12 protein-coding genes are annotated in these 16,473 nt (G+C 66.1%); 9 read left to right on the top strand and 3 right to left on the bottom strand.

Going from position 1 to position 16,473, the window contains the following annotated elements; genetic code table 11:
- The first annotated feature begins 133 nt into the window (after nucleotides 1-133).
- From NFW30_RS00845 to NFW30_RS00855, 3 genes are all read left to right on the top strand, one after another.
- Nucleotides 134-1,189: a hypothetical protein gene (locus tag NFW30_RS00845; RefSeq protein WP_295349945.1), complete on the top strand. Its 1,056-nt coding sequence runs from the start codon at nucleotides 134-136 to the stop codon at nucleotides 1,187-1,189.
- A complete protein-coding gene (gene recJ, locus NFW30_RS00850; protein ID WP_295349947.1) occupies nucleotides 1,186-2,901 on the top strand; it encodes a single-stranded-DNA-specific exonuclease RecJ in 1,716 nt (571 codons plus the stop codon). Before NFW30_RS00845 ends, recJ begins: the two co-directional genes overlap by 4 nt.
- 363 nt (nucleotides 2,902-3,264) lie before the next feature.
- A complete protein-coding gene (locus NFW30_RS00855) occupies nucleotides 3,265-4,257 on the top strand; it encodes a zinc-dependent alcohol dehydrogenase family protein (RefSeq protein ID WP_295349949.1) in 993 nt (330 codons plus the stop codon).
- 9 nt (nucleotides 4,258-4,266) lie between these two features.
- Here NFW30_RS00855 and NFW30_RS00860 read toward each other — a convergent pair whose 3' ends face one another.
- Together NFW30_RS00860 and NFW30_RS00865 are read right to left on the bottom strand one after the other, a co-directional pair.
- Nucleotides 4,267-5,781 carry a DUF1302 family protein gene (locus tag NFW30_RS00860; RefSeq protein WP_295349952.1) on the bottom strand — a complete coding sequence of 505 codons (1,515 nt, stop codon included), beginning with the start codon at nucleotides 5,779-5,781 and terminating at the stop codon, nucleotides 4,267-4,269.
- Nucleotides 5,765-6,574, bottom strand: a complete 810-nt coding sequence (locus NFW30_RS00865) for an ABC transporter ATP-binding protein (protein WP_295349954.1) — start codon at nucleotides 6,572-6,574, stop codon at nucleotides 5,765-5,767. The genes NFW30_RS00860 and NFW30_RS00865 overlap by 17 nt, the downstream gene beginning before the upstream one ends.
- A 53-nt stretch (nucleotides 6,575-6,627) precedes the next feature.
- On the opposite strand from NFW30_RS00865, the gene NFW30_RS00870 reads away from it, so the two are divergent.
- From NFW30_RS00870 to NFW30_RS00895, 6 genes are all read left to right on the top strand, one after another.
- On the top strand, nucleotides 6,628-7,425 hold the full coding sequence (locus NFW30_RS00870) for an outer membrane lipoprotein-sorting protein (protein ID WP_295349956.1): 798 nt from the start codon (nucleotides 6,628-6,630) through the stop codon (nucleotides 7,423-7,425).
- 177 nt (nucleotides 7,426-7,602) lie between these two features.
- On the top strand, nucleotides 7,603-8,475 hold the full coding sequence (locus tag NFW30_RS00875; RefSeq protein WP_295349958.1) for a PEP-CTERM/exosortase system-associated acyltransferase: 873 nt from the start codon (nucleotides 7,603-7,605) through the stop codon (nucleotides 8,473-8,475).
- Entirely contained in the window at nucleotides 8,468-10,681 is a 2,214-nt protein-coding gene (locus tag NFW30_RS00880) for an HDOD domain-containing protein (RefSeq protein ID WP_295349960.1), read from the top strand. Before NFW30_RS00875 ends, NFW30_RS00880 begins: the two co-directional genes overlap by 8 nt.
- A 2-nt stretch (nucleotides 10,682-10,683) precedes the next feature.
- Complete coding sequence (locus NFW30_RS00885; protein WP_295349962.1) at nucleotides 10,684-12,891, top strand: EAL domain-containing protein; 2,208 nt, start codon at nucleotides 10,684-10,686, stop codon at nucleotides 12,889-12,891.
- Between the two features lie 22 nt (nucleotides 12,892-12,913).
- A complete protein-coding gene (locus NFW30_RS00890; RefSeq protein WP_295349964.1) occupies nucleotides 12,914-14,542 on the top strand; it encodes a L,D-transpeptidase family protein in 1,629 nt (542 codons plus the stop codon).
- 12 nt (nucleotides 14,543-14,554) lie between these two features.
- On the top strand, nucleotides 14,555-15,109 hold the full coding sequence (locus NFW30_RS00895) for a YcbK family protein (RefSeq protein ID WP_295349966.1): 555 nt from the start codon (nucleotides 14,555-14,557) through the stop codon (nucleotides 15,107-15,109).
- A 33-nt stretch (nucleotides 15,110-15,142) separates the two neighbouring features.
- Here NFW30_RS00895 and rlmD read toward each other — a convergent pair whose 3' ends face one another.
- Nucleotides 15,143-16,450 carry a 23S rRNA (uracil(1939)-C(5))-methyltransferase RlmD gene (gene rlmD, locus NFW30_RS00900; RefSeq protein WP_295349968.1) on the bottom strand — a complete coding sequence of 436 codons (1,308 nt, stop codon included), beginning with the start codon at nucleotides 16,448-16,450 and terminating at the stop codon, nucleotides 15,143-15,145.
- Between the last annotated feature and the right edge of the window lie 23 nt (nucleotides 16,451-16,473).

The raw sequence follows: 16,473 nt of genomic DNA on the forward strand, positions 1-16,473 counted from the left end.
AAAAGCCGCTATGCTACACTGTTCGCGCCACAGTCGCGCCGGTCGGCGGACGTGCGACCCGCGCCACCAGCACCGGTCCGACCACCCCCTCAACCCGTCCCCGTCTCGTTGACCGCAGCTTCATTCCCGGCGCATGCAGATCACTCTCGTCGTTCCCGAACTCGTCTGGCCCGAACCGGACGACCGCGAAACACTGGCCGAACTGGCGGTTCCCGGCCTCGCCACCCTGCTCGCGCGCAGCAGGCTGCAGCGCCACGCGCCACGATCGCTCGAGGCGACGCTCTGCGATGCCTTCGGCGTCGCCGACAACACGGCCTACGCCGCCTGCCGTGTGCATGGCGAGGAACATGCCCCGGCGGCCGGCGGCGCCGTCTGGCTCTGCGCCGACCCGATCCATCTGCGCCTGCATCAGGAGCGTCTGATCCTTGCCGATGCCGCGACGCTGGACATCGCGGCGAGCGAGGCAGGGGCCCTCGTCGATGCGCTCGATCGCCACTTTGCCGATGTCGGCAGATTCCACCTCGCCAGCAGCGACCGCTGGTATCTCGAACTGGCCGCCGGCCACGAACCCGGATACTTCGACGTGCTACCGCTGTCGGCTGTGGCTGGCCGCAGTGTCATCCGGCAACTCCCGGAGACGGCCGAGGCCCGTTGGCTCCGCCGCCTGCTGAACGAGGCGCAGATGTTGTTGCACCAGCATCCGGTCAATCAGCGGCGCGACGAGGCCGGTCGGGCAACGATCAACAGTCTCTGGCTGTGGGGGGCCGGCCGCCTGCCGACCGCCGGCGACGCCTCGGTAACCGACGTCTGGAGCGATCTCGCGCTGACGCGCGGCTGCGGGCGCGTCGCCGGCAGCCACATCCGCGATCTGCCCGATGACGCCGCTGCCCTCCTGGCGCAGGCAGCCCGCGGCGGCCGGCATCTGGTCGTGGTCGACGACTTGCAGTCGTGCGTGCAATACGAGGATGGAGCGGCCTATCGCGCCGCCCTGCTCGAACTCGAGGGACGCTGGTTTGCGCCCTTGCAGCAGGCACTGGCCAGCGGCCGGGTGCGCCGGCTGTGCCTGCAGGCGCCGACGGCCTACGGCCTGCTGTCGTGGACCAGCGACGCACGCGCGCAATGGAAGCTCTGGCTGCGACCGCAGACGCTGCAGGCGATCGCCCGCGGCCTGGCAGCGACCGCTCCATGACGCGCCTGCGGCAGAGAGCGGCCAGCTCGCGCAGCCAGTGGCAGCTCGAGCAGCAGGGGCTGCACCCGCTGCTGGCACGCATCTACGCCGGGCGTGGCGTCCGCTCGAGCGCCGAGCTGGACTACGATTTCCGCTCGCTCCTGCCGCCCGCCGGGCTGACCAACGCCGCCGAAGCGGCGCTGCTGCTGGCCGACCACATCGCCCGGCAGCGGAAGATCCTGATCGTCGCCGACTACGACTGTGACGGCGCCACCGCCTGCGCGGTCGCCGTCCGCGCGCTGCGCGCCTTCGGCGCGCGCGTGGACTATCTGGTGCCGAACCGTTTCACCTACGGCTACGGCCTGTCGCCTGACATCGTCGAACTGGCTGCGCGCGCCGGCCCGGACCTGTTGCTGACCGTCGACAACGGTATCGCCAGCGTCGCGGGTGTCGCCCGCGCCCGCCAGTTGGGCATGGCGACGCTGATCACCGACCACCACCTGCCGGGAGACGAGCTGCCGGCGGCCGATTGCATCGTCAATCCGAATCTCGCCGGCTGCGTCTTCGCGAGCAAGGCGCTGGCCGGCGTCGGCGTGATCTTCTACGTCATGCTGGCGCTGCGGGCGGAGCTGCGCCGCCGCGGATGGTTCGCCGAGCCGGCTGGGCGGAACGAACCGAACCTGGCTGCGCTGCTCGACCTGGTTGCCCTGGGCACCGTTGCCGACGTCGTCACCCTCGATCACAACAACCGCGTGCTGGTCAGCCAGGGACTGCGACGCATCCGTGAGGGCCGGCTGACGCCGGGCGTGCGGGCGCTGTTCCGTGCCGCCGGGCGCAACCCGGCGCAGGCTTCCAGCGTCGACCTCGGCTTCCTGATCGGCCCACGCCTGAACGCCGCCGGGCGCCTCGCCGACATGTCGCTCGGCATCGAATGCCTGATCACCGATGATCCGGGGCGAGCGATGAACATTGCCCAGCAGCTCGACGCCCTCAATCGCGAGCGCCGCGAAATCGAGTCCACAATGCAGGCGCAGGCGTCCGAGCAGCTCGCCGCGTGGGGCGCCGAGATGGCTGGCGATGCGGCAGCGGTTTCCCTGTTCGACCCGACATGGCACCAGGGCGTCGTCGGCATCCTCGCCGCCCGCATCAAGGAGAGGCTGCACCGGCCGGCGTTCGCCTTTGCCCGTGCCAACGATGGCGAGATCAGGGGCTCGGGCCGCTCGATCGCGGGCCTGCACCTGCGCGATGCGCTCGACCTCGTCAGCAAGCGGTCGCCCGGCCTGCTGCTGCGCTTTGGCGGGCACGCGATGGCCGCGGGTGTCAGCCTGCGCGAAAGCGACTTTGCGCTTTTCAGCGAGTCCTTCGCCCGCGTCGCCGACGAGTTGCTCGCCCCGGCCGACCGCACGCAGACGCTGGAAACCGACGGCGGCCTCGAGTCGGCCTACTTCTCGCTGGCGACGGCCCGCCTGCTGGCGGCAGAGGTCTGGGGACAGGGCTTTCCGGCGCCATTGTTCGAGGACGAGTTCGTCGTCGAGAGCCAGCGCATCCTCAAGGAGAAGCATCTCAAGCTCCGCCTGCGCAAGGGCACGCAGATCGTGGACGCGATCCAGTTCAACTTCGAGCGGGCGCCCGGCCGCCACATGCGCGCCGCCTACCGGCTGGCGATCAATGAGTACAACGGTGTCGAGACGGCACAGTTGATGATCGAGCACATGGAGAGCGGCGCGGCCTGACCCGAAAACCACCAAACCGGGAATTGGCGAGGATCTTCCCGCCAGCTGCCAGCGCACCTTGATCCCGGTCCACATCCGCGACGGCAGGCGGCGCGGGTCTTCGGGTCGAAGTCGCGCAACGTCTGCGGCCGCAGCAGTACGGCATGGGGGCAGCGTTCGGGTTGCCGGCGCCGACGAGGTTCCAGCGCAGGATGCCGGCATCGGCGAGGCCGTCGTGCGTCGCCGATGCCGGCATCGCCAACGATTTGCCCTGCGCCACACGCCGGGACTAGAATCGCTGCAGCGGCATCCGGGCTTCGCAGCGAGCGATCGCCAGCCGCCAGAGTTGCGCCGCGAAACCGATCACTGCCGCTGGAGGGAGCCATGCAAGCGATGCTTCTCGATGCCCAGGGCACACCGTTGCGCCTGCGCGACGTGCCCCGACCAAGCCCCGGAGCCGAACAGTTGCTGCTCGCGGTGCGTGCCTGCGGCGTCTGCCGTACCGATCTGCATGTCGTCGACGGGGATCTCCGGCAGCCCCGCTTGCCGCTCATCCTGGGTCACGAAATCGTCGGCGTGGTGGTGCGGAAAGGCGCCGCCGTCGAGCGCTTCGCCATTGGCCAGCGGGTTGGCGTGCCGTGGCTCGGACGCACCTGCGGCCACTGCGCGTACTGTACGGGCGGCAGCGAGAACCTCTGCGACGCGGCCGAGTTCACCGGTTATACGCTCGACGGCGGCTACGCCGAATTCACTCTCGCCGACCAGCGCTATTGCTTTGCCCTGCCTGAGGCATACGCGGACGCCGAAGCGGCGCCACTGCTCTGCGCCGGGCTGATCGGCTACCGCTCGCTGGTGGCGGCGGGCGACGCCCGGCGCCTCGGAGTCTACGGCTTCGGCGCTGCCGCGCACATCATCGCGCAGGTCGCCCGCTGGCAGGGACGCGAGGTGTTCGCCTTCACCAGGCCCGGCGACGTTGCCGGACAAGAGTTCGCGCGATCTCTGGGCGCGGTCTGGGCCGGAGGTGCCGACGAACCCCCACCGCAGCTCATGGACGCGGCGATCCTCTTCGCGCCGGCAGGCGAACTGGTACCACAGGCGCTGCGCGGGCTGCGCAAGGGTGGCACCGTGGTCTGCGCCGGCATCCACATGAGCAACATCCCGGAGTTCCCCTACGACATCCTCTGGGGCGAACGCTGCGTCCGCTCGATCGCCAACCTGACGCGACGCGATGGCGAGGAGTTCTTGGCGATCGCACCGCGCGCCGGCGTGCGCACGGAAGTCGAGTGCTTCCCGTTGGCGGCGGCGAACGAGGCGCTCGAGCGGCTGCGCAGCGGCCAGCTGCGTGGCGCAGCGGTGCTGGTCAATCAGCCGGGCTGACGCTGCGGGTCAAAAACTGTAGCGGACTTCGGTGTACACCCGGTCGTTGGCATCATAGCGGCCAAAATAGCCGAGTGGCGGCCCGTGGAAGATGTCGACACCGACCGCGGCACGCCAGTTCTTCTCGAAGTTCCAGCTGACCCGCGGCCGCAGCATCCAGTCGCTGCGATTGAGGCTCGAGATCCACAGCGCCTGCGCCTCCACCTTGTCGCCGAACTTGTGGTTGACGAGCAGGCTGTAGCCGTTCTCGTTGGTCTCCGGGATGATTCCCGGATCACGGTCGAAGATGTGTTGCTGGAACAACTGGACGTTGATCCGCGTGTCCGCGATCTCGTTGTAGTCGAGACCGACCACCCAGCCCAGGACGTTCTGCTCGACGACGCCGTCGGCATCGCTCAGGCTGCTGAAGTTGTTGAGTTCGAAGCCGCGACCACGGGTATACACGGCTTCGGCTTTCAGTACCACCGATCCGAAGTCCTTGGCCAGGGTGGTACCAAACTGGTCGATGCGCTTGTGTCTCGCCTCATACACCACCGTCGGCTGCGGATTGTCGATGACCTGGCGATAGAAGGTCGGCGCTGCGCTCATGCTGCTGTAGGCAAAGGCGGCGACATCCCAGCCGTCACGCAGGACCGACAACCGCAAGCCGTAGTTGGTGTTGGACAGGCTGCTCGACGGAAACCTCTCGTTGAGAAAGACGGTCTGGAAACCAGGCGGCGGTGGCGGCGTGTAGGCAAAGAACTGGGCACCCGGCTTGCCGATGTTGTCGTAGCTGGCCAGCGGTATCCAGATGAACTCGGCGTGGAAATCGTCCTTGAAATACTCTGCCCGTGCCGCCCACTGCGGGATGCGGAGAATCTCGAATTCAGGCAGCACGAAGTGACGCACATCCTTGGCGGACACGACGTCACCGAAGAACAGGCCGACCATCTCGCCCCAAACGATCTGCTGGCGACCGAGGCGGAAATCCCAGTTGTCGGCACTGATGTCCAGGTAGTTCTCACGCAACAGGAAATTGAAGCGCTGGTCGTTCTCGACCGACTGTGGGTAGAAGCTGGTCAGCGAGTAGACCGCATCATAGTCCACCCGCGCACCGAGCTTCCACTTGACGTTGCTGCTCAGGCGGCCCTGAGCGCTGAGGTCGAAATGGTTCATCATCTCCGACCAGTGTGAGGGATTCGGCCAGGTATAGGCCATCCGGTTCTGGAAGAAGCCCTTGAGCGCAGGCGGCGACGCAATGGCGGCAGTGCCGGCGGCAGCCACCGCCGAGGACTGCAGGTCGTCGCCGGCAAACAACGAATCACGACTGCGCGGTGGCTCGGCCGCCGGCTGCCGGGCCGGCAGATCGTCGCCGAAGAGCGCTTCGCGACTGTCCTCTGCAGCCGGCGTCGCAGCGGGTTCGTCGTCGGCAAATAGCGCGGCGCGGCTCTTCGGCAGGGCATCCGCGGCACTGGCTGCCGGTACCGACAGGCTCGCCAGCAGGACCGCGCGGCCAATCATGCGCAAACTAGGTCTGACCTTCATCTGCCCTTTCTCCGGCCGAAGTCGACAGCGGCGTCGGCCGACTGTCGCCGTTGCTGCCACTTCCCTCGTCTGCGACACGATGACGCGCGAAAGACCATTTGGCATCCTTGCGCATCCCGAGCAGCGAAATCTCGCCATCCTCTACGCGCACCAGCCGGTCAGCCTTGGCAATCACTCGCTTGTCATGAGTCGAGAAGATGAAAGTGGTCTTCAGCTTGCGGTTGATGCGCTTCATCAGCAGCAGGATCTCCTCACCAGTCTTGTGGTCGAGGTTGGCCGTCGGTTCATCGGCCAGAACGATCGCCGGCCGGATCGCCAGCGCCCTGGCAATGGCCACGCGCTGGCGCTGTCCGCCACTCAACTGGTTCGGTCGATGGCTGGCATACTTGGACAGCCCGACGATCTCCAGGAAGTGCGCGACGCGCCGCTGTCGCTCTTCGCGCGACAGATCCTGACGCTGCAGCAGCGGATATTCGACGTTCTCCGCCGCCGACAGAACCGGCAGGAGATTGAAGGTCTGGAAGATGAAACCGATCGTTCGCGCGCGCAGATCGGCAAGTTGATCCGGGGTGCGGCCACTGACGTCCTGATCGTTGATGTAGATCTTGCCGCGCGTCGGCGTGTCGATGCAACCGATCAGGTTGAGCAGCGTCGTCTTGCCGCTGCCGGACGGCCCGGCAATGGCGAGAAAGACACCGGGATCGAACGACAGGGTGATGTCCTTGAGGGCTTGGACTTTCTGCTCGCCGAGCAGATAATCCTTGTATACGTGTTCGATGCGGACAACCTTCATGCGGTGGCGCTTCCGGCCAACCGGATCGACGGTCAGCACACAGGGTTAGAACTATGGAAATCATGACCATCCGTCACAGCGCTGTCAACAACGCCGGCTTGCTTCTTGCCGCCGCACTGTTCATCGGCACTGCTTCGGCGTCGGCATCCGAGACACCAGCGCCAACAGCGACCGACGATGGCGAAGCGCGGATGATCGTCGAAAAGGCCGACCAGGTCCGCTTTCCGGCCGATGGCTTCCAGGTTGACGTGACGGTCACCAGCGTGGACAGGGAGCAGAAGGCCGACATCCGCAAGTACCGGGTCCTTGCCAAGGGCAATACGAACAGCGTCGTGATGGTTGTCGAGCCTGCTTCCGACCGCGGCCAGATCATGCTGATGAAGGGGCGAGACCTCTGGGTATTCATGCCCGAGGTGTCGCAGCCGATCCGGCTGGCGCTGTCGCAACGCTTGACCGGCCAGGTCGCCAACGGTGATTTGGCACGCGCCAATTTCACCGGCGACTACAACCCGCGGCTGCTGCGCAGCGAGAAGGTGGACGGCGATGATCACTACGTCCTCGAACTGACCGGCATCGACCGCAGCGTGACCTACCAGAAGGTCCTGTACTGGGTTCGAGCCAAGGACTACGCGCCGACCAAGGCGGAGTTCTATTCGCTGTCAAACCGTCTGCTCAAGACCTGTCGCTACGAGAACTACAAGACCATGGAAGGCAAGAGGCGACCAGCGCGGCTGGTGATGGAAGATGCCTTGCGGGGAGGCGAGCAGTCGGTCCTCGAGTACACCGGGATGAAGTCACGCGACCTGCCCGACAAGGTGTTCACCAAGGACTATCTCAAGAAGCTGGAGTGACTGCCGGACCGCCCGCCAGAACGACGGCCGGGCCGCTTTGCCCGGTTGCGATCGGCGTCGATCCAGCAGCCACGACGGCCGGGCTCGAAGGCCGCGATGGGATCCGCACTTCGTCTTCGTAGTACTATGCCAACTCTTCCACTGCCCGCGGGCAGGTGAGTGATTCAAGAGAGGCAGATGTTTCTTCCCAGCCTGACGGAACTGACTGTGAGCGAGGGCTACCGCCGCTATTTCACGGTGGTTCCCGCGCTGACCAGTGATCTGCGGACGCGGAACTACCGCCTGCGGCATCAGGTGTACTGTCGCGAACTCGGCTTCGAGCCGGTCAATCCTGATGGTCTGGAACGTGACGAGTTCGATGCACGCTCGGTCCATTGCCTCGTCCAGTCCGTCGCCAGCGGACTGGATGTCGGTTGCGCCCGATTGGTGCTGCTCGACCCGGAAGAGCCCGCGGGGCAGCTGCCCGTGGAGCTTGCCTGCGCGCAGACGATCGACCGTGCGCTCGTCTCTGCCATGGCGGGCGAGCGCAGCCGGATCGCCGAGATATCGCGGCTGGCGGTCATCGGCAGCTACCGTCGCCGGCAGGGAGAGCAGGACAGGCCCATCTCGATTTCGGAAGCGGATTTCGGGACCAGCGAACGTCCGCGGCAGCCGTATCTCGCGCTGGCCGTCTACCTGAGTCTGATCGCTCTCGCACGACAATACCGGGTGAGCATCCTGCTGGTCCTCAGCGAGCGCAAGTTGGCGACGAACCTGGCGCGGCTCGGCGTCCGCCTGCAGCAGATCGGCCAGCCGGTCGACCATCGCGGCATGCGCATTCCATCGCTTCTCCGGGTGGAGCAGGTGATCGATGGCATGAGCGAGCCGCTGCGCGCGCTCTTCCAACTCATCTCGCATGAGCTGTGCCAAGGCATCGAGGCAGCCGGAGCGAGCGCCGTGCGCGCGAATCATCGTCCCCTGGAATGTGCATCGGGAACCCTGCGCATGCCGCCCCCTTGCCTGGCAGTCATCGCTGCTGACGGCAGCGCACACGCGCCGGTCGATGCATAGCCTGCCGGAGTCGATCCGACACGCCGTGCAGTCGGGGCGAGTACCCTCGCCACCGCAGATTCTGCTCCGGCTGCTGCAACTGGTCGATGATGACGGCACGACGATGACCGAGCTCGCCCGCCTGGTCGAACAGGATGCCGGTCTGTGCGCCCGCGTCCTGACGGCAGCCAACTCGTCGGCGGTCCGCCGCGGCAAGGAACTGCAAAGCATCGAGAGTTGCCTGATGGCCCTTGGTACGCGTCTGGTACGTTCGCTTGCCACCTGCCTGTCGGTCCGCAACCTGTTTGAAGAAAGGGGATGCGGACCGGAAGTCGATCTCTCAGAGTTCTGGACGCACTCGCTGCTGGTCGCCGAGATTTCGCGCGGGCTGGCGGTCGCCACCCGTTACCCTCGACCCGACGAAGCTTACCTGGCCGCCCTGCTGCATGATGTCGGACAACTCATCATGCTCTCGGCGCTTGGTGAACCCTACGCGCAGGTGCTGGCGGGCTGCCCCGGCGAGTCCTCATTGTCGGCGATGGAGATCGAACTGCTGGGCACCGATCACTGCGAGATCGGCACCTGGCTGGCTGACCAATGGCATCTGGATTCTTCCTTCGCCGACGGCATCCTGTTCCACCACCAGCCGCCGGAGCGGATTGTCGGTGCCGCACAACTGGCCCAGGTCATCTGGCTGGCACATGCGCTGGCCGACTGTGAAGAGGTCCCGGAGCCGGTGGCCGAGATCGCGCGGCAGATGTTCGACGGCATCGGCGATGGCCAACTCTCGGCCATCTGCGCCCAGGCGACGCAGCGCATGTCGATGGTGGCCGACGCCATCGGCATGCGGGCGCCGGCCAGCCGCGAGGGTGGCGCTGCCCGCGGCCTGCCGCGAGTGATCGGCAGCAGAAAGCCCGCATCTGCCGATGCACAGACCGAACTCGCCAGCCTGATCGGCAACAAGGCACTCTTGCAACCGCTGCAGGACGACCTGCTGGCACTCGACACCGATGCCGAGCTGTTCCTCGCCCTGCGTGAAGCAGCACGCATCCTTTTCGACCTCAGCCACCTCGCGTTCCTGCTCCACGATCCGTCCGACGGCAGGCTCAACGGCCAGCAGGTCAGCGGACAGCCAGCGCTCTTCAGCCAGACGAGCCTTATCTGCGAGCCTCACCGGAGCCTCGCCGCTGCCGCCGCAGTCAGCAACCAGGTCCGCTGTTCTCACGCGGACCGCTCGCCGGCCCCGGCCTCGCTGCTCGACATGCAGTTTGCCCGCGCCCTGTGCAGCAGCGGCTTGTTGTGCATCCCGATGACCGCGCACGGCACGACGACAGGGGTGATGATCGCCGGTCTGGGCCGCGACCAGTACGCTTCGCTTTCGCGGCGCCTGCCCTGCCTGCTGAATTTTGGCCGAATCGCCGGCAGCAGCCTCGATAGCTGGCAACGGGCCAGACAGGTGCGCGCGCAGGCAGCGGAGGAGACCGCGGCGCGCCTCCTGCAACGGACGCGGCGGATGGTGCATGAGGCGGGCAACCCGCTGACGATCATCAGGGGCTACCTGCGGATACTCGATGGCAAGCTGCCGCCAGGCGCCGAGGTACACCGGGAACTCGGGGTCCTGACGGAGGAGATCGAACGCGTCTCGAGCATCGTCCGGCGCATGAGCGAGACGCCCCCGATGCCGGCCCGCGACACGGCATTCGACGTCGGCGACCTGCTGCGTGAAATGCTGCTGCTCTACCGGCAGCCGCTGTTCGATGCGCGCGGCATCGCGGTGCAAACGGCATTGCCCACGCAAGCCATGGACATCGGCTGTGACCGCGACAGTGTCAAGCAGATGGTGCTCAACGTCTGGAAGAACGCGTCGGAGGCGCTGGCCAGCGGGCAGGTGATCAGGGTTTCGCTGACGGGCGATGTCCTGCATCAGGGGCGCCGCTACGTCGAGCTGTGCATCGAAGACAATGGACCCGGGATGAGCGAAGCGGCGATGCAGGCGATCTATCGACCGGTCGCGGCACGCCTCGGCGAGCCGCGAGGAATCGGGCTGTCGATCGTCGGTTCGCTGGCGCGGCGGCAGGGGATTCCCGTCACCTGCCGCAGCAAGCCGGGCAGCGGAACAGTGATTTCCTTCCTCTTGCCAGACATGGATCCGTCCGATAATGTGCCGGGCCAGCGAGGCAGGGCGGACCAGGAAAGGCATGTCTCGCCCGACAGGCGTCAGGAGTAAGGATGAAAGCCATACCCAGCGTCGATTTCTCGCCCCAGTTCCCCGAACCCGAAGAAAGCGGCGGCGGCAGCCGCATCCTCATCGTCGATGACGAGGAACGGATACGCGGTGCCTACCGCCATCTGTTGGCCGCCGAGGGTCGGCTGATCGACGACTGCGGCACCGGCAGCGAGGCGCAACGCCATCTTGAAAGACGCGACGTAGACGTCGTCATCCTCGATCTCAACCTGCCCGACTTTGGCGGCCTCGAAGTCATGCAGTGGATGGTGCAGCAGCACATACCAACGGCTGTGGTGGTCTTCAGTGGCGATGAGTCGATCGACTCGGCGATTCGTGCCCTGCGGCATGGCGCCTGCGAGTTCATCCGCAAGCACGATGACCCGCAGGAACTGATCGACACCGTCGGCCGTGTCCTGCACCGGCGGCGGATCGAGAGGGAGCACGCACTGTTGTCGGTGCGGCTCGAGCACTCCGAGCGCCTGCACCGCTTCCTGGTCGACCACTCGCCGGACCTCATCTACACACTCGACCGGAATGGTCGATTCATCTTCGTCAATGGCCGCGTGCAAGCCCTGCTCGGCTACTCGCGCGAAGAGCTCATTGGCCAGCACTACTCGCTGATCGTGCACCCGGACGACCTGGAACATGCCCGCTTCGCCTTCAACGAACGTCGCATCGGCGATCGTGCCAGCACCAACGTCGAGATTCGTCTGCAGAGCAGGACGCGAGGCGTACGGCACTTCGAGAACCGCACCATCGTCGCCATCCTCAGTGCGCAGGGCCTCTACGCCGCCACCGACGGTCCGGCAAATCTCCATTTCATGGGCACCTCAGGCGTCGCGCGCGATATCACCGAGCGCAAGAAGGCCGAGGAGACGATCAGCTTCCAGGCCTTTCACGACATCCTGACCGGACTGCCCAACCGCATCCTGTTCAAGGACCGGCTGGGCGTGGCACTGAAGCAGGCACGCCGGAAGAACCGGCGGGTCGGGGTCATGTTCATCGACATCGATCGCTTCAAGCTGGTCAACGATACCTATGGTCATCAGGAAGGAGACGAACTGCTGAAGTCCTTTGCCCGTCGCGCTGCCAGTTGCCTGCGTTCGGGAGACACCCTGGCGCGCCAGGGTGGCGACGAGTTCACGGTCATGCTGCCCGAGCTTGGCAGCGGCGATGATGCCGCGGTGATTGCCGCCAAGATGCTCGCGGAGCTAAGGCGGCCCTTCAGGATTGCCGGCATCGACTTTCTCGCCACCGTCAGTATCGGCATCGCGCTCTACCCGGACGACGGCGAAACGCCCGAGTCGCTGCTGCGCAACGCCGATATCGCGATGTACCAGGTCAAGGGGCGCGGCAAGAACGGCTACCTGCAGTACGACCCGAGCATGCAGGATGGACACAGCAGACGGCTGACGCTGGAGTCCGACCTGCGCACCGCACTCGCCACAGGCGATCAGTTCGAGCTGCGTTACCAGCCGCAGATCAGGGTCAGCGAGCGCCGGACGGTCGCCGTCGAGGCGCTGGTCCGCTGGCACCACCCGCAGCTCGGGCTGATACCGCCAGACTCGTTGATACCGCTGGCGGAAGAGACTGGCATGATCGCCGCGCTCGGCGACTGGATACGGCGAGCCGCGCTGCGGCAACTGGCCGAATGGCACCGGCGCGGCCTGCACGGCCTGCGGTTGACCCTCAACCTGGCAGCGAAGGAGTTCGAGGGTCAGGACCTGCCTGAACGGCTCGCGCGGGATCTGAAGGAACACGCCGTCGACGCTGGGCTGATCGACCTCGACATCAGCGAGAGCCTGCTGCTGCAGGACGCGGAACGGCACATCGACCTCGTCAAGCAACTGCGCAACCTAGGCTGCCGCATCACGATCGATGATTTCGGCACCCGTCACTCGTCGCTCAACCTCCTCCGGCGCTTTCCGGTCGACAGCATCAAGATCGATCAGTCCTTCCTGCGCGAGCTCGTCCCGCACAACCCGAATGCGACCGCAATCGTCCACGCCCTCTGCTGCATCGCTCGCAGCTTCGGCCTGCGCACCCTCGCCGAGGGAGTCGAGAACGAGGCGCAGGTGCGGCTACTGGGGGAACTCGGCTGTGCGGACATGCAGGGCCACCTCTTCAGCCAACCGCTGCACGCGTTGGACGTCGAAGCCTTTCTCCGCGATGGAACCTTGCCGGCCGTCCAGACCCGGCGGCTGCAGTGATCCACGTCATGGCGGGGCGCCGATGCCGCAGTTGATGCGCGGAATCGCCAGTTCGCAGCGCCGTCGTACCAGCGGACTGCGAGGCTCGGCGATCGCCCTGGGCATCATCCTCATCTGCTGTGGAGGTGGCGCGACAGCGGTCGAAGGGGCCAGCTGGTTTGCCGTTGCCGGCCCGATGCCGGCAGCCCATCGGGCAGCGGAAATCCTGACGCAGGCCAGCGCGGAAGGGCTCTCGCCCCAGGACTACGACATCGAGTGGCTGCGCACGGTCCTCGGCGACAGCTCGTCAGCATTGGACGCCGATGCGACGGGCCTGGCGAACCGCCGTCTGCACCGCGCAGTGCGGCGGTACCTGAACGACCTGCACGCGGGACGGATCGATCCGCAGCAGTTCGGCATCCGCTACGAGCCGGCACAGCGGCGCGATCTCGGTGCCGGCCTGCCGCTTTCTTCCCCCGTTGCCGACGACCAACTGGCCGAAGCCGTACGCAGCGCCGCTCCAGTCTGGCCACAGTACGATGCGTTGCGGCAGGCGTTGGCCCGCTACCGACAACTGGTGGACGATCCAGCCTGGCAGAAGAACCTGCCGCCGATTCCCGCTGGCAGGCTCAACCCCGGACAGCAGTACGCCGGCCTCGCGTTGCTGCAGCGACGACTACTGTTGCTTGGTGACCTGAAGCTTGCAGGCAACAGCGTCCCAGACCGCTACCAGGGCGCACTCGTCGACGCGGTCAAATCGTTTCAGGTGCGGCACTCGATCGCGCCCGATGGCGTCATCGGCAAGGACAGCCTCGAGCAACTCAGCGTCGACCCGGCGGCCAGGGTCCGCCAGATTGGCCTCGCCATGGAGCGACTGCGCTGGACACCCCTGCCGCTCGCGCCGCGAGCGATCGTCGTCAACGTGCCAGAGTTCATGCTGCATGGTCACGAGGTGCACGCCGGTACCAGCGAGCTCCGGCTGGCGATGAAGGTCATCGTCGGTAGGGCTGGCAAGACGCCCACCCCCCTGTTCGCCGCCGACATGCGCTTCATCGAGTTCAGCCCGTACTGGAACGTCCCGCCGTCGATCGCGCGCAGCGAAACCTTGCCCCGGCTGCGTCGCGATCCGGGCTATTTTGACCGCCAGGGATTCGAATTGGTGGGCAGTGATGGCCGGGTCGTCGGCGGTCTTTCGGAAGCCGGGATCGATGCCGTGCAGGCTGGCCAGATGCGCATTCGCCAGCGACCCGGGGCAAGCAACGCGTTGGGCAGCATCAAGTTCGTCTTTCCCAACAGGGACAACATCTATCTGCACCACACGCCGACGCCGCAACTCTTCAAGCGGCTGCGGCGGGACTTCAGCCATGGCTGCATCCGCGTCGAGGAACCGCTGCAACTGGCGAAGTTCGTTCTCGCCGATGCGCCGGAGTGGACCGAGGCACGCATCGCGGAGGCCATGCGCCGCGGCCGGTCGGCCACCCTTCGCCTTGACGAACCGCTGCCGGTGATCATTGCCTACAGTACGACGGTCGTCCGCGATGGCAGCGTGCATTTCCTGCCCGACATCTACGGTCTCGACGCACCCCTGGAGGAGGCGCTGCGGCAGCGCTCGCGCACGCTTCGGGCTTCCCATACTGGAGAAATTCCTGCAGAATCCCCAGCTTCTCGTTGACGGGGAGAAGAGATGTCGAAGCTGCACGACTCGCGGCGGCGCTTTTTCGGCCATGCCGCCCGGCTGCTGGCGGCCGGTGTGGTACTGCCCCTGACCAAGCCAGCCCTGGCATCGCTGCCGAATGCGCGCCAGCTTGCTTTCGAGCACACCCATACCGGAGAGCGCCTGTCGGTGGTCTTTTCGCTCGGCGACCACTACCTTGCCGAATCGCTCAAACGGCTGAACGTCTTTCTGCGCGACCACTACTCTGGAGAGGTGGGCAACATCGACCCACAGTTGTTCGACCTCCTGTACGGAATCAAGCAGGAACTCGCCTGCGAGACCGCCTTCCAGGTGATCTCGGGCTACCGCTGCCCGCAGACCAACAACAGACTGCGCAAGAGCCGCGGCGGAGGAGTCGCCAGACAGAGCCTGCACATCGAAGGCAAGGCGATCGACATCCGCCTCGCCGGCGTGTCGTTGAGCGACCTGCGTGACGCCGCGCTGGCGCAGTCCCGTGGTGGGGTCGGCTACTACGCCAGTTCGGATTTCGTGCACGTCGATACCGGGCGCGTGCGAGCCTGGTGATTCGGCCAACGCAGTAACGCACGTTGCGCTGGCTCAGTCTGCCGGATGGCGCTCGAAGAGGGCGATCGATTCGACGTGTGAGGTGTGCGGGAACATGTTCACCACGCCGGCCCCGCGCAAACGGTAACCCTTCTGCGTGACGAGGATGGCGGCGTCGCGGGCCAGTGTCGCCGGACTGCAGGAGACATAGACGATGCGTCGTGGTCCATCGACCGGAAGCGACTTGACGAGTTCGACGGCGCCCTCACGCGGAGGGTCGATCAACATCCGGTCGAAATGCCCGAGTGCCGCCAGCGACTCCGGTGTCATCTCGAAGAGATTGGCAGCACGGTACTCGACCAGCGCGGCAAGATCATTCGCGGCGGCGTTTTCGGTTGCCCGGTGCACGAGATCGGGACTTCCCTCGACGCCGACGACGCGGGCACCGGAGCGGGCGATCGGCAGGCTGAAGTTGCCGAGACCGCAGAACATGTCGGCGATGCGCTCACCCGACCGTGGCGCGAGGAGTGCCAGCGCGCGTCGCACCAGGACACGGTTGACAGCATGGTTGACCTGGGTGAACTCGGTCGGCGAGAACGGATGCTCGACGGCGAAGTCGGGCAGAGAATAGGACAGCTGCTCGCCAGCCGGCGGATGAAAGCGGTAGGCTGTCGCGGGTCCCTGCGGCTGCAGGTAGAAGACGATCCGGTGCCGATCCGCGAAGTCCCGCAGCCGTTCCGCATCGGCTGGCGTCGGCGGGTCGAGAACCCGCAGGACGAGAGCAGTGATGCGGTCGCCCACGGCCACTTCGATCTGCGGCAGGCGCTCGCGGATCGCAAGGCCGCCAATCAGTTCACGCAGGGGCAGCAGGAGCATCGACAGATGCGCCGGCAGGATTGCGCATTGCCCCATGTCGGCCACGTAACTGCTTTTTCGCTCGTGAAAGCCGACCAGGATGCCACCCTTCTTGGCGACGAAGCGCACCGACAGTCGAGCGCGACGACGATAACCCCAGGGCCAACCATGGATGGGCGCGTAAAGCTCCTCTGCCCTCACTCTGCCGATGTGCCACAGGTTGTCCTCGAGCAGCCGCTGCTTCGCCGCCACCTGTGCCGCGGGCTCGAGATGCTGCATGCTGCAGCCGCCGCAGACACCGAAGTGCGGACAGCGCGGTGCCACGCGGTCGCTGGACGGCTGCAGCAGTGCCACCGTGCGTGCCAGTTCGTAGGCGGGCTTTCGGCGATAACTGGCGTACTCGACGAGCTCGCCCGGCAGGGCACCTTCGACAAAGACCGTCTTGCCCTCGAGTCGCGTCACGCCACGCGCCTCATGATCGAGTGATTCGATGATTCCGGTCGGCATCGGCGACTTCCGCAGCAATGGGG

This window comes from Accumulibacter sp. (genome assembly GCF_023806635.1).
Lineage (GTDB): Bacteria > Pseudomonadota > Gammaproteobacteria > Burkholderiales > Rhodocyclaceae > Accumulibacter.

What these genes read in the sequence shown, in the direction of transcription:
- recJ (WP_295349947.1), top strand. Translation starts at nt 1,186, where the DNA reads ATGACGCGCCTGCGGCAGAGAGCGGCCAGCTCGCGCAGCCAGTGGCAG.
- NFW30_RS00890 (WP_295349964.1), top strand. Translation starts at nt 12,914, where the DNA reads ATGCCGCAGTTGATGCGCGGAATCGCCAGTTCGCAGCGCCGTCGTACC.
- NFW30_RS00880 (WP_295349960.1), top strand. Translation starts at nt 8,468, where the DNA reads ATGCATAGCCTGCCGGAGTCGATCCGACACGCCGTGCAGTCGGGGCGA.
- NFW30_RS00845 (WP_295349945.1), top strand. Translation starts at nt 134, where the DNA reads ATGCAGATCACTCTCGTCGTTCCCGAACTCGTCTGGCCCGAACCGGAC.
- NFW30_RS00885 (WP_295349962.1), top strand. Translation starts at nt 10,684, where the DNA reads ATGAAAGCCATACCCAGCGTCGATTTCTCGCCCCAGTTCCCCGAACCC.
- NFW30_RS00860 (WP_295349952.1), bottom strand. Translation starts at nt 5,781, where the DNA reads ATGAAGGTCAGACCTAGTTTGCGCATGATTGGCCGCGCGGTCCTGCTG.
- NFW30_RS00855 (WP_295349949.1), top strand. Translation starts at nt 3,265, where the DNA reads ATGCAAGCGATGCTTCTCGATGCCCAGGGCACACCGTTGCGCCTGCGC.
- NFW30_RS00870 (WP_295349956.1), top strand. Translation starts at nt 6,628, where the DNA reads ATGGAAATCATGACCATCCGTCACAGCGCTGTCAACAACGCCGGCTTG.
- NFW30_RS00895 (WP_295349966.1), top strand. Translation starts at nt 14,555, where the DNA reads ATGTCGAAGCTGCACGACTCGCGGCGGCGCTTTTTCGGCCATGCCGCC.
- NFW30_RS00875 (WP_295349958.1), top strand. Translation starts at nt 7,603, where the DNA reads ATGTTTCTTCCCAGCCTGACGGAACTGACTGTGAGCGAGGGCTACCGC.
- rlmD (WP_295349968.1), bottom strand. Translation starts at nt 16,450, where the DNA reads ATGCCGACCGGAATCATCGAATCACTCGATCATGAGGCGCGTGGCGTG.
- NFW30_RS00865 (WP_295349954.1), bottom strand. Translation starts at nt 6,574, where the DNA reads ATGAAGGTTGTCCGCATCGAACACGTATACAAGGATTATCTGCTCGGC.